25 protein-coding genes are annotated in these 25,260 nt (G+C 66.8%); 14 read left to right on the top strand and 11 right to left on the bottom strand.

The genetic code is table 11. The annotated features are described in order from the left end of the window. On the top strand, positions 1-426 hold the full coding sequence (locus FO044_RS01370; protein WP_235831397.1) for a glutaredoxin domain-containing protein: 426 nt from the start codon (positions 1-3) through the stop codon (positions 424-426). A gap of 86 nt (positions 427-512) precedes the next feature. On the opposite strand, the gene FO044_RS01375 is transcribed toward FO044_RS01370, so the two are convergent. Beyond that, positions 513-1,229: a superoxide dismutase family protein gene (locus FO044_RS01375; RefSeq protein WP_132992891.1), complete on the bottom strand. Its 717-nt coding sequence runs from the start codon at positions 1,227-1,229 to the stop codon at positions 513-515. A 153-nt stretch (positions 1,230-1,382) separates the two neighbouring features. After that, positions 1,383-1,940 (bottom strand): TetR/AcrR family transcriptional regulator, encoded by a 558-nt coding sequence (locus FO044_RS01380; RefSeq protein ID WP_165943073.1) that lies wholly within the window; start codon positions 1,938-1,940, stop codon positions 1,383-1,385. Positions 1,941-2,015: 75 nt separating this feature from the next. On the opposite strand from FO044_RS01380, the gene FO044_RS01385 reads away from it, so the two are divergent. Continuing rightward, a complete protein-coding gene (locus tag FO044_RS01385) occupies positions 2,016-3,092 on the top strand; it encodes an FAD-dependent monooxygenase (RefSeq protein ID WP_132992892.1) in 1,077 nt (358 codons plus the stop codon). Positions 3,093-3,268: 176 nt separating this feature from the next. Here FO044_RS01385 and FO044_RS01390 read toward each other — a convergent pair whose 3' ends face one another. Then, entirely contained in the window at positions 3,269-3,463 is a 195-nt protein-coding gene (locus FO044_RS01390) for a hypothetical protein (protein WP_132992893.1), read from the bottom strand. Between the two features lie 251 nt (positions 3,464-3,714). On the opposite strand from FO044_RS01390, the gene clpB reads away from it, so the two are divergent. The 3 genes from clpB to FO044_RS01405 all read left to right on the top strand — a co-directional run bounded on the left by clpB (position 3,715) and on the right by FO044_RS01405 (position 7,979). After that, positions 3,715-6,267: an ATP-dependent chaperone ClpB gene (clpB, locus tag FO044_RS01395; RefSeq protein ID WP_132992894.1), complete on the top strand. Its 2,553-nt coding sequence runs from the start codon at positions 3,715-3,717 to the stop codon at positions 6,265-6,267. A gap of 249 nt (positions 6,268-6,516) precedes the next feature. Continuing rightward, positions 6,517-7,194 (top strand): ABC transporter ATP-binding protein, encoded by a 678-nt coding sequence (locus FO044_RS01400; protein ID WP_235831398.1) that lies wholly within the window; start codon positions 6,517-6,519, stop codon positions 7,192-7,194. Beyond that, the gene (locus FO044_RS01405; RefSeq protein WP_132992896.1) at positions 7,191-7,979 is read left to right on the top strand and encodes an ABC transporter permease; all 789 of its coding nucleotides are present in this window, start codon (positions 7,191-7,193) and stop codon (positions 7,977-7,979) included. Before FO044_RS01400 ends, FO044_RS01405 begins: the two co-directional genes overlap by 4 nt. 30 nt (positions 7,980-8,009) lie before the next feature. On the opposite strand, the gene FO044_RS01410 is transcribed toward FO044_RS01405, so the two are convergent. Next, positions 8,010-8,387: a PPOX class F420-dependent oxidoreductase gene (locus FO044_RS01410; protein ID WP_132992897.1), complete on the bottom strand. Its 378-nt coding sequence runs from the start codon at positions 8,385-8,387 to the stop codon at positions 8,010-8,012. A gap of 253 nt (positions 8,388-8,640) precedes the next feature. Next, positions 8,641-9,843, bottom strand: coding sequence for a M20 family metallopeptidase (locus FO044_RS01415; protein WP_132992898.1), 1,203 nt, complete (start codon positions 9,841-9,843; stop codon positions 8,641-8,643). Positions 9,844-9,910: 67 nt separating this feature from the next. Here FO044_RS01415 and FO044_RS01420 point away from each other — a divergent pair, with 67 nt between their 5' ends. The 3 genes from FO044_RS01420 to FO044_RS01430 all read left to right on the top strand — a co-directional run bounded on the left by FO044_RS01420 (position 9,911) and on the right by FO044_RS01430 (position 12,327). Beyond that, positions 9,911-10,966, top strand: a complete 1,056-nt coding sequence (locus FO044_RS01420) for a type III secretion system chaperone family protein (protein WP_143965296.1) — start codon at positions 9,911-9,913, stop codon at positions 10,964-10,966. A 63-nt stretch (positions 10,967-11,029) separates the two neighbouring features. Beyond that, positions 11,030-11,590, top strand: a complete 561-nt coding sequence (gene pyrE / locus FO044_RS01425) for an orotate phosphoribosyltransferase (RefSeq protein ID WP_143965297.1) — start codon at positions 11,030-11,032, stop codon at positions 11,588-11,590. 116 nt (positions 11,591-11,706) lie between these two features. Continuing rightward, positions 11,707-12,327, top strand: coding sequence for a TrmH family RNA methyltransferase (locus tag FO044_RS01430; protein ID WP_235831466.1), 621 nt, complete (start codon positions 11,707-11,709; stop codon positions 12,325-12,327). A gap of 4 nt (positions 12,328-12,331) precedes the next feature. Here FO044_RS01430 and FO044_RS01435 read toward each other — a convergent pair whose 3' ends face one another. Then, the gene (locus FO044_RS01435) at positions 12,332-12,751 is read right to left on the bottom strand and encodes a nitroreductase family deazaflavin-dependent oxidoreductase (protein ID WP_132992902.1); all 420 of its coding nucleotides are present in this window, start codon (positions 12,749-12,751) and stop codon (positions 12,332-12,334) included. A gap of 109 nt (positions 12,752-12,860) precedes the next feature. Beyond that, positions 12,861-13,511 carry a TetR/AcrR family transcriptional regulator gene (locus FO044_RS01440; protein ID WP_132992903.1) on the bottom strand — a complete coding sequence of 217 codons (651 nt, stop codon included), beginning with the start codon at positions 13,509-13,511 and terminating at the stop codon, positions 12,861-12,863. A gap of 292 nt (positions 13,512-13,803) precedes the next feature. On the opposite strand from FO044_RS01440, the gene FO044_RS01445 reads away from it, so the two are divergent. Then, entirely contained in the window at positions 13,804-15,381 is a 1,578-nt protein-coding gene (locus FO044_RS01445) for a GMC oxidoreductase (protein ID WP_459562298.1), read from the top strand. A 21-nt stretch (positions 15,382-15,402) separates the two neighbouring features. Here FO044_RS01445 and FO044_RS01450 read toward each other — a convergent pair whose 3' ends face one another. Then, the gene (locus FO044_RS01450; protein WP_132992904.1) at positions 15,403-16,107 is read right to left on the bottom strand and encodes a DedA family protein; all 705 of its coding nucleotides are present in this window, start codon (positions 16,105-16,107) and stop codon (positions 15,403-15,405) included. A gap of 168 nt (positions 16,108-16,275) precedes the next feature. On the opposite strand from FO044_RS01450, the gene fbaA reads away from it, so the two are divergent. Next, on the top strand, positions 16,276-17,310 hold the full coding sequence (fbaA, locus tag FO044_RS01455; RefSeq protein ID WP_132992905.1) for a class II fructose-bisphosphate aldolase: 1,035 nt from the start codon (positions 16,276-16,278) through the stop codon (positions 17,308-17,310). Between the two features lie 64 nt (positions 17,311-17,374). Here the strand turns inward: fbaA and FO044_RS14975 are convergent, their stop codons facing one another. Next, complete coding sequence (locus FO044_RS14975; RefSeq protein WP_186290572.1) at positions 17,375-19,591, bottom strand: Rv0361 family membrane protein; 2,217 nt, start codon at positions 19,589-19,591, stop codon at positions 17,375-17,377. Between the two features lie 116 nt (positions 19,592-19,707). On the opposite strand from FO044_RS14975, the gene FO044_RS01465 reads away from it, so the two are divergent. From FO044_RS01465 to FO044_RS01475, 3 genes are all read left to right on the top strand, one after another. After that, positions 19,708-20,151, top strand: a complete 444-nt coding sequence (locus FO044_RS01465; RefSeq protein WP_132992907.1) for a DUF3151 domain-containing protein — start codon at positions 19,708-19,710, stop codon at positions 20,149-20,151. Between the two features lie 105 nt (positions 20,152-20,256). Beyond that, on the top strand, positions 20,257-21,336 hold the full coding sequence (locus FO044_RS01470) for an FUSC family protein (protein ID WP_132992908.1): 1,080 nt from the start codon (positions 20,257-20,259) through the stop codon (positions 21,334-21,336). A 118-nt stretch (positions 21,337-21,454) separates the two neighbouring features. Further along, positions 21,455-22,393 carry a cation diffusion facilitator family transporter gene (locus tag FO044_RS01475; protein ID WP_132992909.1) on the top strand — a complete coding sequence of 313 codons (939 nt, stop codon included), beginning with the start codon at positions 21,455-21,457 and terminating at the stop codon, positions 22,391-22,393. A gap of 55 nt (positions 22,394-22,448) precedes the next feature. On the opposite strand, the gene FO044_RS01480 is transcribed toward FO044_RS01475, so the two are convergent. Next, entirely contained in the window at positions 22,449-23,228 is a 780-nt protein-coding gene (locus FO044_RS01480) for a site-2 protease family protein (RefSeq protein ID WP_132992910.1), read from the bottom strand. After that, positions 23,225-23,866 (bottom strand): hypothetical protein, encoded by a 642-nt coding sequence (locus FO044_RS01485; RefSeq protein WP_132992911.1) that lies wholly within the window; start codon positions 23,864-23,866, stop codon positions 23,225-23,227. Before FO044_RS01485 ends, FO044_RS01480 begins: the two co-directional genes overlap by 4 nt. Positions 23,867-23,966: 100 nt before the next feature. Between FO044_RS01485 and FO044_RS01490 the strand changes: the two genes are divergently transcribed. Then, on the top strand, positions 23,967-25,253 hold the full coding sequence (locus tag FO044_RS01490) for an adenylosuccinate synthase (protein ID WP_132992912.1): 1,287 nt from the start codon (positions 23,967-23,969) through the stop codon (positions 25,251-25,253). Positions 25,254-25,260: the final 7 nt, after the last annotated feature.

Here is a 25,260-nt window from a genome sequence, read left to right on the forward strand (position 1 = left end):
GTGAGATCGGTAGCCGTCTGGTTCGTGTGGCTCGTCCTGGTCGGCGCCGGTTTGTGGTTGCTCGCCGACGGGTCGTGGTCGCTGATCGTCGTGTTCGCCGTCCTTCTGGCGGCATTCGGCTGGTGGTTGTTTCCGCGACGTGGGAGCGGACCCGACCAGCGCGACGCCGTGGTGGCCGCTGAAGCCGGAACCGTGGTGATCTACTGGCGCCCCGGCTGCATGTACTGCGCGCGCCTGCGGCGGCGACTCGTCCGCGTCCGCAATCGGGCCGTGTGGGTCAACATCTGGGCCGATGCGGATGCCGCCGTCTTCGTCCGGAGCGTCAACGACGGTGATGAGACCGTTCCGACGGTCGTCATCGATGGTGTGGCGCATACGAATCCGCCAGCGGACACGGTGCGGGGAAGACTGTCCGAGGTGGGCTGAGCGGGACAGCAGACTATCGCCGCGAGTCTCCGTCAGACCCGGAATGATTCACGAACCGACCCTTGGGCTACCCGCGTCCGACCCGGTCAGAAGTCGACGTCCACGCAGGCAAGCCTGTCGCCAGCCGAGCCGGCATGACCGGGTGCGGTCATGGTGTGTTCCTCGTGGAGCACCACGGAGTTAGCCTCGCCGTCCCGGAACTCCCAATTGACGGTGCTCGACGCGTGCGCGGCACCCTGCGCGTCGGAGGTGAGGTCCAACCAGACCTCATTCTGCGGGTTCGCGTAGGCAGGATCCGTCGACGAAGACTCCGGCGTGGCCGCCGGATCGATCTTGTTCTGGTAATGCGGTCCCGAGTCCGAGGGCTCCGGGCCGCACGGCTTGGTGTGCACGTGCACACCGAAGCCCCGGTTCGGGGCCAGTCCGTTCGCGTTGAGTGTCACCGTGGTCTTGCCGTTGTCGTCTTCTTCGTCCACGGTCGCCGTAGCCCCGACAGGGACTGCGGCTTCGTCGTACGTGAAGGCGGTGTTGTCGTCGTCGCCACCGTTCGAGCTGCCCGGGACGCTGAAGGTCGCGGTGTCGTCCGGTTTGCTGTCGCCCGATTCAGAGTTCGGCCCGGCGGAGGGATTCGCACCTCCGGAACCACCGGATGCGGAGGTCTGGCCAGGCGAGGACTCCGGGGCGCTATCGTCAGCGCACCCGGCAGCGGCGAGTGCGAGCACTGCGGTGCCCGCGATGAGCGCTGTGCGACCCGCAACCCGGGTGTTGTCGCCTGCGGTCAGGAAACCGAATCGAAGTGCCATAACCCCATATACCACGGGGATCGCACCCATGTGGTTCATGTCACACAATCGGGCACGCGCTGCCTCCCCTGGAGCTATGGGTGCATAGCGTCAAATGCAGTTCGTTCGTCAAGCGAAGCTGAGGGGTTACCGAGTTTGTGTCGCCTGGGCGGATTACGCGACCCACGCTCGAATATGCCGCTCGATGGCGGTGCGGAACTCATCGGCGGCGAGTGGCTGAGCGGTGCTCGTGTGTAGGAGGGTTCCGTCGAGGTGGTCGGAGAGTGCCCGGGCTGCGGCGGTCGGATCTGTGGCGCTACCTATCGAGGCCAATGATTGGACGATGACCTCGACGAGGTCTGCGCGTCGGAGTTCGATCGCGGCGCTCAGAGTTGCGTCGCCGGCGGCCTCGGCGAAGACCGCGAACCGTGCTCGCGTGCGGGTCGCGTCGGGACCGTGGGCGTGACACATGAAGGCGGTGAGGGCATCGGCCAGCGCATCTGTGGACTCGGGGAGTGCGGTGCCGGTGATGCCCTCGATGACCTGCTGATCGACCTCGAGTAGGCGGTCGAGGACCCCGTCCAGGAGGGCGCGGCGTGTCCGGAAAAGGTTGGACGTCGAGCCCAGTGCCCTCCCGGCCCGCTCGTCGACACGTCGGTGGGTCAGCGCGCGGATTCCGTCCGTGCCGACGACGTCGATCGCGGTGTCGAGCAGATCGGTGCGGCGTGACATACCGGGACACTATGCACGATGCCAGATGAAACTACAAGTGTAGTACTGAGACTACATTTGTAGTATGCTCGGGTCATGACGACGTTGCAGGCCGTGGGCAAGGTGCGGATCTCGGGGGCAGGCGTGGCGGGTCTGGCCGCGGCGGTCATCCTGTCACGGGCCGGGATTCGGGTAACCGTCGACGAGCGTGCAGATGCGCCGCCAACCACGGGAACGGTATTCGGTCTGGCTGGTGCGGCGCAGGACGCTCTGGATCGCTGTGGGGTGCTCGATCGTATTCGCAAGGTGTCGGTGGAGCAGCGCGCCGGGGCGTTGCGCGGCGCCGATGGGCGGGTGTTCGTCACCGCGAACCTACCGGAGCCCGTACTGCTGGTGACGCGACCGGATCTGCAGGACGTACTCGCCGACGAGCTGGCGGCTGGCGTCGTCAACTACGGGCGGCCGGGGATATCGGCGAGTGATCTCGCAGGCGACGCCGTGTTGATAGGCGCGGACGGCACGTCCGGTCCGACCAGGACACAACTCTTCGGTTCCGCCACGGCGCCACGCCACGTGGGTACCACGGTGTGGCGTGGAACAGTCGAGACGTTCTCGAGTCCGTCGGTCGAGGACGGCTCCCTTTTCGGTGAGACTTGGGGCCGCGGAGCTCTTTTCGGGATCACCCCGCGCTGGGACGGAAGGCTCAACTTCTTCGGTGCCTCCCGTGCCGCGCCGGGGACCACCACCGTGGAGGACTTCTTCACGCGCTTCGCGGACTGGCACCGTGACGTACGGATGGTGATGGGCGGGGTCGATCGTGACGACATGCTTCATCACGATCTCTTTCAGTCACCGCCGCTGGCGAGATTCACATCCGGTCGGGCCGCCCTGGTCGGGGATGCCGCGCACACGATGACGCCGCATCTCGGGCGTGGTGCGGGTGAGGCATTGGTCGATGCTGTGACCCTCGCCGAACTGCTCGTCGACTTCCCGGCCGACGGTGCATTGGCTCGATACGACCGGATGCGCCGGCGGCACGGGTTGCGGATGGTTCGCGCCTCTGCGGCAGTCGGCGCGCTGGCGCTTGCCGAGCACGGGACGCCCATTCGCGACGGGATGCTCGGGCTCGTGGGTGGCGCGATGAGGTGGATTGGCAGGTCGACACTCGGATAACGCGCCGAGGGCACGGTGCAGGCTCTGTGATTATCGGCGGGCACGGAAGGACCGGCGGGCGTCCTCATCGGTTGCTCGGCGGCGTCAGGCGGGTGATTATGCCCAGGAAACTGCTCACGTACAGCGATGCGTGGTCCCGTCCGGCCCGTCGCCGAATCGCACCGCCGACAATAGGGTCAGGTGGTCGGCGATGGTGCAGGCGGCCCCGTGTCGGGGTTGATGCGCACAATGCGCCCGGCTGCGTTCAGGGCGAGGTAGATGTGCTCGTCTGGTCCGACGGTGACGTTGCCGACCCTGAGAACCACCACGCACACTGGAACCTCGACAACGGCCTCACGCTCCTGCTCGACGCCGCAACACGCGAACACCACGACTGATCCGCGGACGGCACACCAGTAGCCGAGGAATCAGCGAATCCGGTGGATCCGTGCCTCGTGCGATCTGTTGGCTATCCCGCCGATCTGCGGCCGATGCGCACGTGTCGCACCTCACACCTACAATGAAACCTAAGTGGAATGGACTCAACCCTGTGGTGGTTGAATCCGGCGAGAGGCAAACATGAGCCTTGTAGACTAAGGTTCGGACGGGTCCGAACCGCTCAGGCCGACGGAAAGGTGTGGCAATGGAGAGTTTCACCCCGACAACCAAAACGCAGGCTGCGCTGCAGGCTGCCGTGCAGGACGCCGCCGCAGCCGGTAACTCGGATGTGCGGCCTGCGCACATTCTCGCTGCGCTCCTGGCGCAGGGCGACGGCATCGCGACGCCGCTGCTGAAGGCTGTCGGCGTTGACCCGTCCAGGATTCGGTCCGAAGCCAAGGAGATCGCCGGGCGTGCACCGACGGTGTCCAGCGCGAGCGGGCAACCGCAGCTCTCGCGCGAGTCGATCGCGGCGATCACGGCTGCGCAGAACCTCGCCACCGAGATGTCCGACGACTACGTCTCGACGGAGCACCTGATGGTCGGGCTCGCCACGGGCGAGTCTGACGTCGCCCGGCTGCTGTCGGGGGCGGGCGCGACACCGGACGCGCTCCGCGAAGCATTCGTGTCCGTACGCGGCACGGGCCGCGTGACGAGCGAGGATCCTGAGGCGACCTACCAGGCGCTCGAGAAGTACTCGACGGACCTGACCAAGCGCGCCCGCGAAGGCAACCTGGATCCGGTGATCGGCCGTGACAGCGAGATTCGCCGCGTGGTCCAGGTGCTGTCACGTCGTACCAAGAACAACCCTGTTCTCATCGGTGAACCCGGCGTCGGAAAGACCGCCATCGTCGAAGGGCTCGCCCAACGAGTGATAGCGGGCGACGTCCCGGAGTCGTTGCGGGGCAAGACGGTTGTCTCGCTCGACCTCGGTTCGATGGTCGCCGGCGCGAAGTACCGCGGCGAATTCGAGGAACGGCTCAAGGCCGTCCTCGACGAGATCAAGGGATCCGACGGGCAGATCATCACGTTCATCGACGAGCTGCACACCATCGTGGGCGCAGGCGCGACCGGTGAATCGGCGATGGATGCCGGAAACATGATCAAGCCGATGCTGGCCCGCGGTGAGCTGCGGCTGGTCGGTGCGACCACCCTCGAGGAGTACCGCAAGTACATCGAGAAGGACGCCGCGCTCGAGCGACGCTTCCAGCAGGTCTACGTCGGCGAGCCGTCGGTGGAAGACAGCATCGGCATCCTGCGCGGACTCAAGGAGCGGTACGAGGTGCACCACGGTGTGCGCATCACCGACTCGGCCCTCGTCTCCGCGGCGACCCTGTCGGACCGCTACATCACGTCACGGTTCCTGCCGGACAAGGCGATCGATCTCGTCGATGAGGCCGCGTCGCGACTGCGCATGGAGATCGACTCGCGCCCCGTCGAGATCGACGAGGTGGAACGGGTGGTCCGCCGCCTTGAAGTGGAGGAGGTCGCGCTCGGTAAGGAGACCGATGCGGCGTCGAAGGACCGATTGACGAAACTGCGCGAGGAACTCGCAGATCACCGAGAGAAGCTCAACGAGCTGAACGCCCGGTGGCAGAGCGAGAAGACCGCCATCGACGCGGTCCGCGACGTGAAGGAAGAGCTGGAACATCTTCGTGGAGAGGCTGATCGGGCCGAACGCGACGGTGATCTGGGCCGCGCGGCAGAGCTTCGGTACGGCAAGGTCCCGGGCCTGGAGAAGGAACTCGCGGCAGCGATGGAGCGGACCGGCTCCGACCCGGACCAGGACGTGATGCTGCAGGAGGAGGTCGGCCCCGACGACGTCGCGCAGGTGGTGTCGGCGTGGACGGGTGTGCCCGCGGGAAAGATGCTCGAGGGTGAGACCGCCAAGCTGCTCCGCATGGAGTCCGAACTCGGTAATCGGGTGATCGGTCAGAAGGACGCCGTGCAGGCCGTGTCGGACGCGGTGCGCCGTGCACGGGCCGGTGTCGCCGACCCGAACCGGCCACTCGGCTCGTTCCTGTTCCTCGGCCCGACCGGCGTCGGTAAAACCGAGCTCGCCAAGGCTCTGGCCGAGTTCCTCTTCGACGACGAACGCGCCATGATCCGCATCGACATGAGTGAATACGGCGAGAAGCACAGTGTGGCAAGGCTCGTCGGTGCGCCTCCCGGCTACGTCGGTTACGACGCGGGCGGTCAGCTCACCGAAGCCGTGCGGCGTCGTCCGTACTCGGTGGTCCTGTTCGACGAGGTCGAGAAGGCTCACCCCGACGTGTTCGACGTGCTGCTTCAGGTGCTCGATGAAGGTCGCCTGACCGATGGTCAAGGGCGCACGGTCGACTTCCGCAACACGATTCTGATCCTGACGTCCAACCTCGGTTCGGGTGGCGACAACGATCAAGTGATGGCGGCGGTACGTGCGGCGTTCAAGCCGGAGTTCATCAACCGTCTCGACGACGTGGTCATCTTCGACGCACTCAGCCCCACCGAACTGGTGTCGATCGTCGACATTCAGTTGGGGCAGCTCGGGAAGCGTCTCGCGCAGCGCCGACTGGATCTCGAGGTGACGCCGAAGGCCAAGGAATGGTTGGGTGAACGCGGCTTCGACCCGTTGTACGGCGCCCGCCCGTTGCGCCGCCTGGTGCAGCAGGCGATCGGCGACCAGCTCGCCAAGGCGTTGCTGGCCGGCGAGATCCGCGACGGCGACGTGGTGCCGGTGAACGTGAGCGGCGACGGGGATTCGCTGGTCATCGGCTGATCTGACGGCTCAGAACGGTCCCGTTCCCGAATTGCGGGAGCGGGACCGTTGCTGTCGTGAGCATCAGGCGCCGGTGGTTCCCGCGGCACTTACTGCTTAACGCGGCGTCTGCAAGTGGAGCGTGACGCGGTACCTGCCGCGAGAGGTGTCCATTGCGTGAGCGTGTGGCGAGGCGTAGCGTCAGACCTGTAATTCAACACATGATGAATTGAGGCGGGCGTGGACGCGATCAGATGTGAGAAGACAACTGTGCACCGTGGCACGGTCACCGCCGTCGACGATGTGACGGTCACCGTTCCCGCCGGGAAGATCACCGGACTTCTCGGACCTTCCGGATGCGGTAAGACGACCTTGATGCGGGCGATCGTCGGCACCCAACGGAACGTGCGGGGGAGGGTCGAGGTACTCGGTCTGCCCGCCGGATCGGCGGCGCTGCGGCGACGTGTCGGTTACGTGACGCAGGCAGCGTCGATCTACACCGACCTCACCGTCCAGCAGAACGTCCGCTACTTCGCCGGCGTATTCGACGCCGAGGACGCGGTGGGCGACGCGTTGCGCGCCGTCGACCTGACCGCACGAGCCGACCACCTCGCAGCGGATCTGTCCGGAGGGCAGCTCAGCCGCGTCTCCATCGCCTGTGCGCTCGTCACGAAGCCATCGGTACTCGTGCTCGACGAACCCACCGTCGGCCTCGACCCGGTGCTGCGTGCCGATCTGTGGACCCGGTTCGCCGACCTCGCCGCGTCCGGCGTGACATTGCTCGTTTCGAGCCACGTGATGGACGAGGCCGCGCACTGCGACGAGCTCATCCTGATGCGTGAGGGGAGTCTGGTCGCACAGCTCACGCCACAGGAACTCCGCGACCGCAGCGGTCACGACAACCTCGAGGATGCGTTCCTCGAGCTCATCGAGGACAGTGCCGCATGACCGCCGTCGAAGCGGTTCGCGAACCGCTCATCCACCCGAAGATCCTTCTCGCCACCGCAGCCCGCGTCCTGCGACAACTCCGGTCCGACCCCCGGACCATCGCGCTTGTCGTCGTGGTGCCGATCGTCCTGATGACGCTGCTCTACTTCATGTTCTCGGAACAGGCGGTGCCGCCCGGCGCTCCCGAGCCGTTCGATCGCATCGGAATCGTGCTGCTCGGAATCCTGCCGTTCATCATGATGTTCCTCATCACCTCGATCGCGATGTTGCGCGAACGCCGTTCGGGCACACTTGAACGACTCCTCACCACCCCGATCGGCAAACTCGATCTACTCGGCGGATACGGTCTCGCCTTCTCCATCGTCGCTGCCGTCCAAGCCGTCCTCGCTGCCGGGTTCTCGTTCTGGTTGCTCGGCTTGGAGGCGCAGGGCTCGGTTGGCTGGGTCATCCTGATCGCAATTCTCGACGCGATGCTGGGCGTCGCGCTCGGGCTTCTGTGCAGCGCGTTCGCGCAGACCGAATTCCAGGCCGTGCAGTTCATGCCGGTCATCGTGATTCCGCAGCTGTTCCTGTGCGGACTCTTCGTCCCGCGTGAGCACCTGCCCGGCTGGATGGACGTGCTGAGCCAGTTCTTGCCGATGACCTACGCGGTGGAAGCGCTCCAGGAGGTGGCGGGCAACCCGTCGCCCACCGGAATCATGTGGCGTGACATCGGGGTGGTCTGCGCGTGGATCGTCGCAGCCCTGTGTCTGGCTGCCGCGACGCTACGGCGTCGGACGCCGTGACCGGCCAGGACCGACATTCGTCGGGGAGTGTCAGACCACGTCGTGAATGCGGAGTCCGACGGTGCCGTCTTTACCGCGACGGAGTCGGGACCCGAGGACAGTGATGCGGCCGAAGAGGCCGTACTTGCCGATGATGAGATCGCCCGCCGCAGTGCCGTCGACGACCTCTCCGACGCCGGCGACCTGCGGTCCGCTCGTCTTGGACCCGCGGGCGTCGCACTTCTGGACGAGAACCCGGTTGTCGCGGCGAAGGCGCTTCACCTTCCACGAATCCGACACCGTCCACATGATCATGTCGGCGCCGTCGCGTACCGCCCACAACGGCGTGGCGACCGGTGTGCCGTTCTTCCGATAGGTGGTCAGCATGACGTACTTGGCATCGGCGATCTGACCGACGGATCCGCTCATGGGGTCAGCGTACTGGGGCGGCGTGGTTTCGACTCGCTGCGCTCGCTCAACCATCGAGGGGTGCTCCGCGTGTCAACCATCGAGGGGTCGCTCCGCGTGGTCAACCATCGAAGGGAGGTGCTCCGCGTGGCCGAGGGGGAGTTTCCTCGGTGGTTGAGCGAGCGCAGCGAGTCGAAACCCTCGGTCGTGACAGACCCGGTCTCGGCACGCATCCTCGGCTGGCGCCGCAGCCGCCGAAACAGGCGAGAGATGGTCAGGCCAGCAGCTCCACGGCGGCGCGGACGTACGCCTGCGCCGCGAGGACCAGCTCGGAGAGCGAGACCGACTCGTCGGGCTGGTGCGCCTGGCCGTTGATGTCGCCGGGGCCCATCACGACGGTCGGGATCCCGAGGGCCGTGCTGATGAATCCGCCGTCGCACGCTGCGGTCCAGCCTCCGACGTTCGGGTCGACCCCCGAGGCGGAGACGGCTGTGGCGGTGGCGGTCACCAGTGGGTCGTCGGCCGACGTCGCGAAACCGGGAAGGAACATCGTGGGTGTCACGTCGACGCGGACGCCGCCGTCCTCGATGCCTGCCCTGCGGACGTCCTCGGTGAGTTGAGCGGCGATCGCATCGACGTCCTCGCCGGGCATGAGGCGACGGTCCACACCCAGGTAGCAGGAGGGCGCTACCACCGAGATCCCTTGTCCGCCTTCGATGGTGCCCACGTTCCACGTACCGAAACCGAGCAGTGGGTCGGGATCGGCGGCCAGGGCGGCCTGATCCTCGCGGATGACGTCGATGACGCGGGCGGCACCGTCGATGGCGCTCACCCCGTCACTCGGGCGGCCGGAGTGAGCCGCACGCCCGGTCACTCCGATATCGAAGTACGAGGCGCCGCGGCACCCGCGGACCACGGTCATGCGGGTCGGCTCGGCGACGATGCAGCCCGCGTACTCGCGGTCCGGGGGATCGGCTACGAGGTGGCGGACCCCGGAGCCGTGCTCCTCCTCGTCGACCGTGACGACCAGTTGGACCGGACCCGACAGCGTGATGCCGAACTCCTCTGCGCGCTGGAGCACCGACATCGCGGCGACCGCCGCTGCGATCCCGCCTTTCATGTCCGACGAGCCGCGCCCGACGATCAGATCGCCATCGCGCCGCGGAGTGAAGGGGTCGCCGGTCCAGCCCGGGCCGGGCGGCACGACGTCGGAGTGCCCGAGCAGCATGAGGCCGGGTCCGTCACCGGCGTTCGGGGCCGTCGCGAGGAGGTTCGGGCGACCGGGCTCGACCTCCGTGACCTCGACATCGAAGCCTGCGGCCCGGCAGGCCGTCGCCAGCACTTCGACCGTCGACTTCTCGACGCCGCCCGGGTTAACGCTCGGCTCAGCGATCAAAGCGCAGGTCAGAGCTTCGATGGCGGCCGGATTTACGGTAGCGACCAGGTCCGCGAGCGCCTCGTCGCGTCGTGCGGTCATCGGGTTCCTTTCGGCGGCCATCGAGTCGTTCACCAGTGCGGGGGCGTTCGATAGTAGGCTATCCCCGATGACCATTGTCTATTTCGTGATTGCGGTGCTCGCACTGGCCGGTGCGGGGGTGCTGCTGTGGCTCGACCGGAACCGGTCGGAGCAGGTGCACCACCAGCGGGCCGTATGGGGCGAGACGCACTCCTTCAAGTTCCGCGACAGCGACAGCAAGCTGCGCACCGTCTTCCAGCGTGCCGGAATGGACGCGCCGGAGCACGTTCGGGTGCGCGACGTCGCGTACGGCCACTACGAGGGTGCAGAAGCGGTCGTCTTCGACCTGGAGGAGACGGCCACCATCGTCGCCGTCCGGCGTCCGACCGGGTCGACGGTCACTGTCGACCTCCGCCACGAGGACGTCCTGGCGCCTGTTGAAGACGACGTCGACCTCCTGGGTGCGATGGGTGCCCGCGTCATGTTCGCCAGCGACCTCGACGCGGCGCGCCGCACGTGTGATCGCCGCATGGTGACTCTGGCGACCGAGGCTCCCGACTACATCGAGATCCTGTGGAACGAGGGCAACTGGGCGCTCGGCTCCATGCCGGTGACGACCGAGGACGAGCGTCTCGACGTCGCGCTCGATACGGTCCGCCGTTTCGCCGATCTGCTCCGCGTTCTGCCGCCCGCAGTCGGCCCGCAGGACTCGCCCGACCCGCGTGACCCGCACGGTCCCGCGCGGGAAGAACTCGCCGACGAGAAGACGGAGTCGCTGCGCGACAAGGAGCGCCGACGCCGTGCAGAGGCCCGCGACGAGGCGATCCGTGCCGATGCCGCAGACAGTGAGATGGAAGGCGGCGCCCGGCCCGCGGGTCCGCCGCGCCCGGCGGACCCGACGCGTCCGGCCCCTGCGCCCCGCGAATCCCGCATGGACGCGACCCCGCGTCCCGCTGCGCGTCCCGGACCGGCGTCGGACGAGCCTTCGCGGGTGGAGCCTTTCCGTCGCCCGCCACCGCAGTCCGAGACGGAAGGCCGCGACCCGCGCCTCGACCCGACACAGGGGTTCCCGGAGCAGCGCCAGCCGCGTGAGCGCACCGCGCCGCCGAACCTGCCGCCGTTGAACGATCCGCGTCAGCGCTGACCGGTTCACCGACCCGCGTAAGCGCTGCGGGCGGCACACATTCCCTCGAAGGAGCCTCATCGCATGTCGGCATCCACTCCAGCGGTCGACGCCGCTGCCCGCGCCCGGCTCGCCGAACTGGTCACTGAACTGGCCGTCGTTCACGGCACGGTGACCTTGTCGTCGGGCAAGGAAGCCGACTACTACGTGGACCTGCGCCGCGCGACACTGCACAACGAGGCGAGCCGGCTCATCGGCGCCCTGATGCGCGAGCTGACGTCCGACTGGGACTACGCGTCCGTCGGCGGTCTCACCCTCGGCGCCGATCCGGTCGCGACCTCGATCATGCACGCGGACGGCCGTGCGATCGACACGTTCGTCGTGCGCAAGTCGGCCAAGACTCACGGCATGCAACGCTGGATCGAGGGCCCCGACATCGAGGGTAAGCGAGTTCTCGTCGTCGAAGACACCTCGACCACGGGTGCATCGCCGTCGCAGGCCGTCGAGGCCGCACGCGAAGCCGGAGCCGTCGTGGTCGGCGTCGCCACCGTCGTCGACCGGGCCACCGGCGCAGACGATGTGATCACCGAACTCGGAGTGCCGTACCGGTCGCTGCTCGGCTTGTCCGACCTCGGTCTCTCCTGACGGAGGTGGCAGACACGGCTGATCGGCCCGGCCCCAGCGTCGGCGCCCCCGATAGTGCCGGCGCCTCAGCTGACGATCCGGCCGGCCCCACCGAGTGGACGACCGGACCCGGCCCCGTGGTGGGTGTCGGCCCGTGGGCGGATGAGCGTCCCGGGCAACCGTCCGACGATCCGCGACTGGACCCGGAGCTGGTCGAGTCCGGAGATCGTCGCAACGTGGTCGACGAGTACCGCTACTGGTCGCGTGAAGCGATCGTCGCCGACCTCGACACCCGCAGACACGGCTTCCACGTCGCCATCGAGAACTGGGCGCACGATGCGAACATCGGCACCGTGGTGCGTACCGCGAACGCCTTCCTCGCGCAGGAGGTGCACATCGTCGGCCGTCGCCGCTGGAACCGCCGGGGTGCCATGGTCACCGACCGGTACCAGCACCTCCGGCATCACCCGACGATCGACGATCTGATCGAGTGGGCGCGCGAGAACGGCCTCGCGGTGGTGGCTGTCGACAACACACCGGGAGCTTCTCGGCTGGAGACGTCCGACCTTCCCCGCGACTGCGTTCTGCTCTTCGGTCAGGAGGGGCCCGGCGTGAGCGACGAAGCCCAGCGCGTTGCGGATCTGACCGTGTCGATCGCGCAGTTCGGGTCCACCCGAAGCATCAACGCGGGAGTCGCCGCCGGGATCGTCATGCATGCGTGGATCGCACGGCACGCGGACCTCGACGCGGCCTGGTGACCGGTCAGGACCGATGCAGGGCGAGGACCGGAATGACTCGGATGCCCTCGACCTTCTCCTCGTACTCGGCGAATCCGGGAAAGAGTCGGGCCTGCTGCGTGTAGATGCGATCGCGCTCGTCCCCGGTGATCTCCTCGACGGTCACATCGTAGGCCTCAGTGCCCCGTTCGACGTGCGCCGTGCTCGCGGCCATCAGGTTGTGGTACCAGTCGGGATTGCTCGGCGCGCCACCCTTGGACGCGAAGACGTAGATCGTGTCGGGGTCGTCGGCGTCCGGCAGATACATCATGGGAGTGACGTGGTCGTTCCCGCTCTTGCGTCCGCGGTGGTGGACGAGCAGCATCGGGGCACCCTCGAAGGGGCCGCTGACACGTCCCTCGTTGGCGCGGAACTCGTCGATCACGCCGGCGTTCCAGTCACTCATCCATCTGCCCTCGCTTTCCTTGCATCGCTTCTGGTCTGCCCAGCGTATTCCCTTCGTGAGGGTCAGCTGTGGCGATTGAGCGGTGCTCGCGGACAGCGGTCTCCGGTAGTCAGTCGGCAGCGTGCACGGTGTCCGGGCCGGTCCACAGCCCGATCATGCCGTCCACTACGGACTCGGAGAAGTCCCGCCACGCAGTCGTGTCCGAAGCGCCGTCGTCGTTACGGCTCTTCTCGAAGTCGGCGATGGTCGACATGAGAGAGCCGCCGATCATGGCGCCGCGGCATCGCAACGTTGATTCGGCCATGACCGGGAGGCTGTCATTCATTCCGTCGATGATCGCGGTCAGCGGCACCGACACGTCTGCTGCGTCCTGGAGTACAGCAGCCGTCGTCGGGTCGATCGTCAGTTCCATCCAGAACCGCCCGTAGTACGTGGCGACGGGTTGGGTGCCGATGTACTCCAGTTGCGGCTGGACGAGGCATCGCATCCAATCGCGTAATCCGGGATCTGCGGGAAGCTCGTCGACCATGCGCGCACGGATGATGTCGATCGGCGCCTGGTGCCGATGCAGGAGTGCCGACAGCAGGTTGGCGCGCGATCCGAAGTGATATCCGACCGCGAAGTTGTTGCCCTGCCCCGCGGCCTCGCTGATCTGCCGGTTCGATACCCCGCTGATGCCGTTCGTGGAGAACAGTCGCTCGGCGGCGTCCAGGAGATGCCCACGCGTCTCCGCTGCCTTGGTGGTGTGTGGCTGTGTCACGTGATCAATGGTCCCTCATCACGCGCCGGTGCGGTGCGGAGCCTCGCACGAGAATGGCAATTAGGATGTTTGACCGATTCCGCCCATTGGGGCGTCGCGGATGTGCGAGGAGACTGTGATGTGCCCGGAGTCGTCTCGCTCCCGTTAGGTGTGTGCCCGCCCGCGAACCGATGCGGTCGTCCGCGACTCGAAGTCCCTTGCAGTGACGTTAGATTGGTACATCTGCAAGTTGATGGACCGTGCTGAGCACGGGCGACTGAACGGAATGTGTGTGGCGCTGACTCGTCGGGAGATGCTCATCGGAGCGGCTGGGGCTGGAGCGATGGCAGTCGGCGCGACGGCGGCCGGGTCGGTCGCCCCGGGTCCGGCGCGGAGCGCACCCTCCCACGTCCGGCGCGAATCATCCGAGCATCGGGTGATCGTCGTCGGATCGGGATTCGGCGGTGCGGTGACGGCGCTGCGGCTGACGCAGGCGGGTGTGCCGGTCCTGCTCCTCGAACGAGGACGTGAGTGGAAGCCGGGCCCGAACAGGAATACGTTCCCGAACCCGCTCAGCCCCGACAAGCGGGTGCTGTGGCACCGCAGTGCGCCCGAGTTATTCGGCCGGCCGTTCTCTCCGGAGCCGTACGTCGGCCTCGTCGACGCGGTGGCGGGCGAGAACATGACCGCTGTGACGGCAGCGGGGCTCGGTGGCGGAAGCCTCATCTACCAGGGCATGTCGTTGGTGCCGAAGCAGGACGTGTTCAACGAGCACCTACCCGAGCAACTCGACTGGCAGCGCATGCACGATGTGCACTACCCGCGGGTCGCGAGGATGCTGCAATTGGAGACGGCGCCGGACCGCTTGATCCGCACTCCGGCGTATCAAGCGGCGCGCATCTTCGCGTCCCGTGCGCGGCGCGCCGGGCTGCCGGTGTCGAAGATCCCGATGCCGATCGACTGGCAGTATGCGCTCGACGAGCTGTCCGGAAAGATGCGGCCGTCGTACACGGATGGTTCCGGTGCACTCGGGGTCAACAACGGCGGCAAGCACAGTGTCGACGTCACGTACCTGCGTCAGGCGCGCGCGACGGGGCTGCTGACCATCGCGACACTGCACGAGGTGTCTGCGGTTCATCGGAGCAAGGACGGCAGCTGGCGGCTCGACGTCACCGAGACCGATCACAGCGGTACGCCGGTGACCCACAAGACGATGACCACGAAGACGCTGGTGATGGCGGCCGGCGCTGTGCACACCACCCGTCTGCTGGTGCAAGCAAGAGACGGTGGCGCCGTGGACGATCTTCCGGACGGGATCGGCACGGGGTGGGGAACCAACGCCGACCGCATCTACGTGTGGTCCGACCCCGCGCTGAATTTCGGGGCACGCCAGGGCGGCCCCGTGGTCTTCGGCAGCCTCAACTGGGACTCGCCGTCTACCGCGCACACCGTGATCCAGGCGTCTATCCCGACGGCGGGCATGGAGGCGCACAGCACCATGATGGTGGGCTACGGAGTAAGCAAGACGAGGGGCCGGTTCCGGTACGACTCGTCGACCGGTGCTGCGCGCCTTATCTGGCCGGCTGACGGCGATCGGCGCATTCAGTGGGGGCACATTCACCCCACGGCACGCAAGATCGCCGGGCCCGGTGGCGTGCTCATCGACTCGAACAGATTCGTCAACACCACCTGGCATGCCTTAGGCGGTGCGTCGATGGGCAGCGTCTGCGACCTGAGCGGACGCGTCAAAGGGCAGCGCGGGCTGTACGTGATCGACGGCGCGCTCATCCCCGGCAACTGCGCCGCCTGCAATCCATCGATGACGATCGCAGCCGTCGCCGAGCGGGCTCTGGACGACATCGTCGCGAACGACGTGGGCATCCGTATCTGACACAAGGTCCACGGACGTGCCTCAGTCGGTAGCGACCGCGTCGTCCTTGCCGCTGCGACGGCGACGAAGCCATTCGATCAGCATCGGGAGAACAGAGATCAGCACGATCAGGATGAAGATCGGCTCGATCAGCTTCTGGATGATCTCGAACTGGCCGAGCCAGTAGCCGAGCAGGACGATGCCCGATCCCCAGACGATGGCTCCGACCACGTTGAAGATCGTGAACACCGGGAACTTCATTCGGGCGGCACCGGCGACGATCGGCGCGATGGTGCGAACGATCGGCACGAACCGGGCCAGGAAGATGGTGATCGGCCCGTGCTTCTCGAAGAAGTCGTGCGCCTCGGTGAGGTATTTCTCCTTGAGGAACCTGGCATCGGGTTTGAACATCGACGTCCCGACGTACCTGCCGATCCAGTAACCGGCCTGGCCACCGAGTATTCCGGCGATGGGCACGCCGATGACGAGTGGCCAGAGCGTGAGCCCGGAGTCGGCGACCTTCTCCGCATGCTCGGCGGTCGCACTGCCTGCGGCGACGAGGCCTGCGACGAACAGCAGCGAATCGCCGGGGAGGATGGGGAACAGGACGCCGGACTCGATGAAGATGACCAGCAGCAGGCCCCAGAACGCGGCTGGGCCGAAGTACCCGATCAGGTTGAACGGGTCCATGAATCCGGGCATGAGTGCCACGTTGGTCGAGGTCTCGGCAAGCAGTGTGTGGATCACAGGCGCTCACCTTACCGGGCAAACCTTCAAGAACCCTTAAAGCCGCACGTGCGAGGTCCGACACGAACTCGGGGGACTGCCCCGGCTGCGAACACGACCTGGCAAACTGGCCGGGAACCCCTTATCAAGCGTGGAAAACATCCACCGGCTCGACAGGACGTGAGTAGTTTGCCAATCGCAACCCCCGAGAAGTACGCCGAGATGCTCGCCAAGGCGAAGAAGGACAAGTTCGCCTTCCCCGCCATCAACTGCACCTCGTCGGAGACGATCAACGCCGCCATCAAGGGCTTCGCTGACGCGGGCAGCGACGGCATCATTCAGTTCTCCACCGGTGGCTCCGAGTTCGGCTCGGGCCAGGGTGTGAAGGACATGGTCACCGGTGCGGTCGCTCTCGCCGAGTTCGCACATGTCGTCGCCGAGAAGTACGACGTGACGATCGCCCTGCACACCGACCACTGCCCCAAGGACAAGCTCGACGGCTTCGTCCGCCCGCTCATCGAGATCTCCCGTGAGCGTGTGGAGCGCGGCGAGAACCCGCTGTTCCAGTCGCACATGTGGGACGGCTCCGCGGTCCCGATCGACGAGAACCTGGAGATCGCGAAGGAGCTCCTCGCAGCGAGCAAGGCCGCCAACATCATCCTCGAGGTGGAGATCGGCGTCGTCGGCGGCGAAGAGGACGGTGTCGAGAACGCCATCAACGACAAGCTGTACACGTCGGTCGATGACTTCGAGAAGACCGTCGACGCCCTCGGGACCGGCGAGAACGGCCACTACCTGCTGGCGGCTACGTTCGGCAACGTGCACGGCGTGTACAAGCCGGGCAACGTGAAGCTGCGCCCCGACGTCCTCAAGGACGGCCAGGACGCGGCGATCGCCAAGCTGGGTCTCGACGCGTCGGCGCAGCCGTTCGACTTCGTGTTCCACGGTGGCTCGGGCTCACTCAAGAGCGAGATCGAGGAGGCCGTCGGCTACGGCGTCATCAAGATGAACGTCGATACCGACACCCAGTACGCCTTCACCCGTCCGGTCGCCGGGCACATGTTGGGCAACTACGACGGCGTTCTCAAGATCGACGGTGAGGTCGGCAACAAGAAGGTCTACGATCCCCGCAGCTACCTGAAGAAGGCGGAGGCCTCGATGGCGACCCGTGTCGGCGAGGCGTGCGACGTCCTCGGCTCGTCGGGCCAGTCGATCGGCCGCTGACTCGGCAGGATCACGAGAAGAGGGGCGCCCCGATGGGGCGCCCCTCTTCTTATGTCTGACGGCGTTACGGCCTCTGGCAGACCTTCCAGTCGTCGCCGACCTTGTGCAGCGTGATTCGTGCGGGAGCACTCTCCGCCGGATCGTTGGCCGGGTACATGTCGACGCCGACGCGGGCGACGTCGCCGTCGATGGCCACCGCATCCACCTCGTCGAACTTCATGAACTCGTTGCGGTCCTTCTGCGACTGGTAGGCCTTGTCGAAGTCGGCGTCGGAGATCGACGAGTAGTACTCGTTCTCCTCGCCGCAGGTGACCTCACGCAGCGTGCTGAGGTCGCCGTCGTTCATCGCCTCCTGGTACGTCGTCGCAGTGTCGGCGACTTGGGACTCGTCCGAATTGCCGACGAACAGGTACCAGAGGCCGACGGCGATGGCCGCGATCACCACGACGGCGGCGATCAGCGCGGCGAGCAGCTTGCCGCGGCCCTTCTTCTTCTCGGTGGTAGGCGCGATGACCTGCGGCTGGGCCTGCTGCTTCTTGGCCTGTGCCTGCTGCTGCCCCTGCTTAGGCTGCTGCTGCTTCGGTGGCTGCTGAGCCTGGCCCTGCTGGGCGCTCGGGGCCGGCTTCTGCTGGCCCGGTTTCTGGCCTGCAGCCTGCTTCGCGTCACCGCGCTCCTGCGGCTTCTGCTTGGCGGTTGCCGCGGCCGCGGCTCCTGCTGCGCCCGCTCCAGCCGCGCCCGCTCCTGCCGCCGCCATCTTCTCGGTCGGCGTCGTATCGGCGCTGGACTCGACCGAACCCTTGGCGGAGTCCTTCGGACGGGCGCCAGCGGCCTCCTGATCGGTCTTGTCGCTGGGCTCGTCTTCGCCCTTGGACGTATCCGACTCGTCGGCCTTATCGGCCTTATCGTCCTTGGAGCCGTGGCTCTTCGCGGCGACGGCTGCTGCGCCCGCTGCGCCCACCGCGGCCGCACCTGCGACTGCCTTTCCGGCACCGCTCTCCTTCGGCGACTCGTCGGCTGAGTCGGCCGATTCGTCGTCCGCCGAGTCGGCATCGTCGGCGGACTCCACGTCCACCGATTCCTCGGCGACCTTCGGTTTGTCGTCCGCGGCTTCGGTGGGGCTGTCATCCGTCCCGGCGGACTTCGCCGCGATGGGTTCGCCGACGACAGTCTCCTCGACGAGATCGCCGGATCCGGTCTTCTTCTCGTCTGAGTCCGATTCCTTACCCGGAGTGCCGGATTCGGTGGCCGCCTCGTCGTTTCCGGCGTTCTTCTCGCCGGGCTTCTCGTCTGTTGTGGGGACGGACTCGGGGTCCTCGTCCTTCTTGCCTGCAGCTGCAGCTGCAGCCGCGGAGGCGCCCGCGACGCCGGCACCGCCAGCTGCTGCGGACTTGGCCTGCGTGGGGATCTTGAACGCCTTGGTCGGCGTATCCGAACTGCCGCCGCCCTTGGGCTCAGGGGCCTCGTCATCGTCGAGCTTCACGACGCGAGTCGCCTCCTTGCGCTCCTTCTTGGTCTCGGTGGCCGCGTCGGCTGTCTTGTCGACATTCTCCGCGTCACCGGCCTTCTCGGTGTTCGTGGAGGCGCCGGCTGCGGCCCCTGCCCCGACTGCCGCCCCTGCGCCGACTGCTGCGCCGGTCGTACCTGCCTTGCCGACGACGCCCTTGGCATCGGAATTCTCGGCGGCGGAGTCCTTGTCAGCGGAGTCCTCGTCGCCTGAATCCTTGCTGTCTGAATCCTTGCCGCCTGAGCCCGTGCCGCCTGAGCCCGTGACGCCTGAGTCCTTGCCGGCCGAGTCCTTCTTCGCGGCAGCGCTCTTGTCGGCCGAGCCCTCGGCGCTCGAGTCCTCGCTGGATGACTCCTTCGCTGCCGGCTCCTTTTCGGACGAGCTCTTATCCGCGCCCTTGGCTGCGGCGCTCGTGTCGGCGGAGTCCGACTTCTGCGAGTCGGTCTCCGGCGTCTTGGGCTCGGGCTTGCCCGGCCCGGCCTTGCTCGACTCGGCGCGGCCCGTGCCTGCCTTGGCGTCGCCGGTCGCGGCTGCGCCTGGTTTGCCGCCGCCAGCCTGGCCTGCATCGGTCTTGCCCGCACCGGCCTCGCCTGCGTCGCTCCGACCCGACGGGCGCTTGCTCTTGTCGACCGTCGCCGTTGGATCGGGCTTCGCACCTGCGGCGTCTCGCGTGGACGACGCAGTCTCGGTGCGGTTCTTCGCCTGCTTGCGGCGAGCACGGAACGCGCCGACCACCTTGTTGATGGCGGCTGTCTTGTCGTTATCCGAATCAGGCATCTGGCTCTATCCCGTGTATCGATGGAAGGCTGCGCGGTTCTGACGCGATGTCGAGCGTATCGAATCTCTCCGCGATGGGCTGCGCCGGACAGCGCAGTCAATGATTGAATGGGGCTGTGACCTCATTCGGAGACTTGCTCGGACCGCCGCCCACACTCCTCACGGGAGACGATGAAGCCGAATCGGATCTGCTCAATGGGGCCGACCCGGCAGCCGTCGCAGCTGAACATCCGACGGCGTCCGTCGCCTGGGCTTACCTGGCCGAGGCGTCGCTCGATGGCGCGACCGACGGCGCGGAGCCGGACACCGGCCGCGTGATCGCGGCGTACGCGTACGCACGCACCGGCTACCACCGCGGACTCGACCAGCTTCGGCGCCACGGTTGGAAGGGCTTCGGGCCCGTGCCGTGGAGCCATGAGCAGAATCAGGGGTTCCTCCGCTGCGTCGGCGCCCTCGCGCGTGCCGCCGCGGCGGTCGGTGAAGAGGACGAGCACCTGCGCTGCCTCGATCTGCTGAACGACAGTGACCCGCGTGCGATCACCGAGCTCGGCCTGGACTGAGCCAGGAGAACAACACTGAACAGACGGCCCGCCGAGCAGATCCGCGAAGCACACCTCGCTGGAGACCACGCGTTGGTGTCACTCCGCGGACGGATCGCTGCGCGGATGCCTCGATTCCTGCGGGTTCGGCTCAGACGCGTATGGATCTCGCTGGTGCCGATCATCCAGTGCGCCGTCGCGGCGGGTCTTTCCTGGTGGATCGCGGCGGACCTGCTCGACCACGTCAAGCCGTTCTTCGCGCCGATCGCGGCGGTCGTCTCGCTCGGGCTCACCTTGGCCCGGCGGTGGCGGCGGTCGGTGGAGCTGATCGGCGGCGTGCTCATCGGCATCATCGTCGGCGACCTGCTGATCTCGAGACTCGGGACCGGTGCATGGCAGATCGTCGTCGTGGTGATGGTGGCCATGTGCATCGCGGTGTTCCTCGATCGCGGGCCGATCATCCCGATCCAGTCCGCGTCGTCGGCGGTGCTGATCGCGACCTTGATCGCACCGGGGGCAGGTAGCTTCGACCGCGCCGCGGACGCACTCATCGGCGGCGCCATCGGATTACTGGTGGTCGCGGTCCTACCGGTGAATCCCGCACGACGGGCCAGGCGAGATGCGGCGGCGATCCTCGAGACTCTCCAGAACCTGTCGGCCGACCTGGCGATGGCGCTGCGACTCGAGGACGAGGAGGCCATGTACCGGGTGCTCGAGTCGGCGCGCGGTACCCAAGGGGCCGTCGACTCTCTGCACTCGGACGTGGCGTCCGGTCGCGAGGTGGTCCGGATCTCGCCGCTGTACTGGGCGTCACGCAAGCGCATCCAGCGAATTTCGGCGACGGCGGAGCCGATCGACAACGCCGTGCGCAACTTCCGGGTCATCGCGCGACGTGCGCTCGGGGTGACGCAGCGCGGCGTGGCCGTCGAGCCTGCGATCGTGGAGATCGTCAGCGACCTGTGCCGCGGTTTCGAGATCCTGCGCGAGATGATGATGGCCGAACCGGGGCAGGAGCCCGATGAGGCCGACGCGGCACGGGTCATCCGCTCCATCGTGCGTAAGGCCAGGACATCGCTGGCCGACAGCGTCGACGACCTCTCGGAGGCCGCGCTGCTGGTGGAACTGCGTTCACTGCTGGTGGACATGATGATGGTGGCCGGACTCAAGCGGATGTCGGCCATCGCGCAGCTGCATATGCCGCGGTAGACCCGCCCCGGCGCCGCACGATCGGGAGGGCGCCGTCACCGCGCGACACTCCCGCACGCGACTGCCAGTTCGTGGACGTCGTCCTTGACATATTCAATAACACGCATATATTGAGGTCATGGGTAGCGGACACGAGCACGACGGGCACAGTCACGGTCCCACCGCGGCCGATCTCGCCGGCGGCGGTGCGGGGCACCGACGCATCTGGCCGATGGCGGTATCTGTGGTCATCATCGCCGCATTCTTCGTCGTCGAACTCGTCACCGGCCTCATCGCGGACTCGCTGGCCCTCATCGCCGACGCCGGGCACATGCTCACCGACGTCGTCGCGCTGTGCATGGGCCTGTCCGCCCTGCTTCTGGCCCGCCACGGCCGCGTGACCGACGGTCGGAGCTTCGGCTGGTACCGCGCCGAGGTGTTCACCGCGGTCCTGAACGCCGTCCTGCTGATCGGCGTCGGCGCCTTCGTCCTGGTCGAAGCCATTCGTCGCATCGGGGACGATCCTGCGGTGATGGGCGGGCCGATGATCATCGTCGCGATCCTCGGATTGCTCGCCAACCTGGTCGTCATGCTCTTGATCCGCGGCGACGCCGGCGGGTCGATCGCAGTCCGCGGCGCGTACCTGGAAGTGCTCGCCGACGCGATCGGCAGCGTCGGGGTCCTGATCGCGGGCATTCTCACCGTCACCGTCGGATGGGGATACGCCGACCTGGTGGTTGCCGTGCTGATCGCTCTGTGGGTGGTGCCGCGTGCGGTGAGACTCGCGCTCGACGCGCTCCGGATTCTCAACCAGCAGGCGCCGTCGCACATCGACATGGATGTACTGCGCGCCGATCTCATCGACGTCGCCGGGGTGGAGGACGTCCACGATCTCCACGTGTGGTCGGTGACCACCGGGATGGACGTCGCCACAGTGCACCTGACGGCGTCGGTGAACAACTCCCGCGTTCTCGCGGACGCGCGCAGCGTCCTCGAATCACACGGTCTCGATCACGCGACGGTGCAGATCGAATCGTCGGGAAGCCGCTCGGCGTGTACCGGCGAACTCGCCTGGTGACCCCTAGCCTGGTGACTCTGGCCTGGTGCCCCTCGCGTGGTGGCCGACTCGGTTCCTACCGCCAGAAGACGAACAGATCCATGCCGTAGGCGACGAATCCGGGGTCGAGGCCGAACATGTCGAGCAGCCCGTAAACCAGGTCGAAGAACGCGCGGTTGAGGAACGGGATCCACAGCAATGCGAAGACGATGAGGAACCCGAACGGCGCGATCTTCTCCGCGCTGCGCCGCAGATCCCACGACAGGTACGGCTCGATGGCGTGATAGCCGTCGAATCCGGGCACCGGAATGATGTTGAGGATGACGGCCGTGAACTGCAGGAACGCCAGCACGGCGAGGGACGTCCACAGATTCACGTTGTCGATACTCAGCGGGTACACCAGCAGCACCATGCACAGCACGGCGCCGATGATCAGGTTCGCGGCCGGGCCGGCCAGCGACACCTTGGTCCGCTGGGCGCTGGTGAAGCCGGATTGGTTGACGTAGACGGCGCCGCCGGGAAAGCCGATGCCGCCGAGAGCGATGATCAGCAACGGCAGGCCGAGTGACAGTCCGGGATGGGTGTACTTGAGCGGGTTGAGGGTCAGGTATCCCCGCAGTTCGGCGGATCGGTCGCCGTACCGGAACGCGGTGAACGCATGCCCGAACTCGTGCAGCGACAGCGAGATGACCCAGCCGCTGAGGATCAGCAGCAGTGCACCGACAACCGCGAGCGCCGACCGGTCGGCGCCCGTCGACAGCAGCAGACCGACGCCCGCTGCGAAGGCGACGCACAGGCCGAGGAACACCGGCCCGGGCCGTACCGACCGCAGAGCCGCGGTCGTCGGTGTCGTCACAGTCCGACGAGCTTCCAGTCGACGTGATGTCGGTAGAACGTCGAACGCTTCACCACTCGCTCGGTGATCACGCCCTCGCGCTCCACGAGGAGGTTGCTGCCACCGGTCTGGACGGCCCGGCCGGCCTTCCATCCGCCGGGCAGCCAGCGGGACACACGGCCGCGGACGCCCGGTTCGTCGAGCGTCGGCTCTATCTCGATCGCCTCGGTCTCGCCGTCGAACAGTTGCTCCGAATCGACGTACGTCTCACCGTGCAGCTTCTCGTCGCCGGCCCCGATGTGTCTGGCGTAGCCCACCAGCACGGTTGCGGCGTCGTCGCGGATCAGTGGAACGCTCTGAGCGACGCCGGATTCGGCGAGTGCCATCGCGTTGGCGCCCTGCTTGAGTCCGTACACCTTGGTCGCCGGGGTCTCATGCGGCGCGACGTAGGCGATCTCCACATCGAGGCGGTCGTGCTTCATCAGAGCCGCCACGATCTCCGAGAGGAACACATCGGGGGCGATGCCCGTCTCTTCCTCCCCTGGCGGAGCCACGATGATGCGGGTCAGGTCAGGATCTTCCAACGCCTGGTCGACGAGAACGGCTGGTCCCGGGTCGCCGGATGTACCGGTCGACGGGGAGAGATGCGTTGCAGACACGCCTCCCAGCCTAACTACCCGTGTCGCGGGTTCTGCAGCCTCCGGTCCGCGAGGGTCCTGCGACACAGTATGGTGGTCCCGAATAGGAGGAGCACCTGACATGGCTGCGATTGTGCTGATCGGTGCCCAATGGGGCGACGAAGGCAAGGGTAAGGCGACAGATCTGCTCGGCGGAAAGCTGCAGTGGGTCGTCCGCTACCAAGGGGGCAACAACGCTGGACACACGGTTGTCCTGCCGAACGGTGAGTCGTTCGCGCTCCACCTGATCCCGTCCGGAATCCTGACGCCCGGCGTCAACAACGTGATCGGCAACGGCGTCGTGGTCGATCCGAGTGTCCTGTTGAACGAACTCCAGGGTCTCGAGGACCGCGACGTCAACACCGAACGGTTGCTGCTGTCCGCGGACGCGCACCTGCTGATGCCGTACCACGTGGCCATCGACAAGGTGACCGAGCGTTTTCTCGGAAACAGCAAGATCGGTACCACCGGCCGCGGCATCGGGCCCTGCTACCAGGACAAGATCGCCCGCGTGGGCGTTCGCGTCGCCGATGTGCTGGACGAGAAGATCCTCGCGCAGAAGGTCGAGGCCGCTCTCGAGGTGAAGAATCAGATCCTCACCAAGATCTACAACCGCAAGGGCCTGGATCCTAACGAGGTCGTCGATGAGACGCTGCAGCTCGCAGAGGGATTCAAGCACCGGATCTCCGACACGCGGCTCGAGCTCAACAAAGCACTCGAGCGCGGCGAGACGATCCTGCTCGAAGGCTCGCAGGGCACACTGCTCGACGTCGACCACGGCACGTACCCGTACGTGACGTCGTCCAACCCGACCTCGGGCGGCGCGTCCGTCGGTGCGGGTATCGGTCCCGGCCGGATCACCACCGTTCTCGGCATCCTGAAGGCGTACACGACGCGTGTCGGCGAAGGTCCGTTCCCGACGGAGCTCTTCGACGACTCCGGCGAGTACCTGGCCAAGACCGGCGGTGAGGTCGGTGTCACCACCGGCCGCTCACGTCGCACCGGCTGGTTCGACGCGGTGATCGCCCGATACGCGACCCGGGTGAACGGCATCACCGATTACTTCCTCACGAAGCTCGACGTGCTGTCGAGTCTGGAGGAGGTTCCGATCTGCGTCGCATACGAGGTCGACGGCAAGCGTTTCGACGACATGCCGATGACCCAGACCGACTTCCATCACGCCAAGCCCGTCTACGAGACGATGCCCGGCTGGTGGGAGGACATCTCCGCATGTCGGACCTTCGAGGAACTGCCGAAGAACGCGCAGAACTACATCCTGCGGCTCGAGGAGCTCTCCGGTGCGCACATCTCGTGCATCGGCGTGGGTCCGGGACGCGACGAGACGATCGTTCGCCGCGAGATCGTGTGACGCGGGT

The organism is Gordonia zhaorongruii (genome assembly GCF_007559005.1).
Classification (GTDB): Bacteria; Actinomycetota; Actinomycetes; order Mycobacteriales; family Mycobacteriaceae; genus Gordonia; species Gordonia zhaorongruii.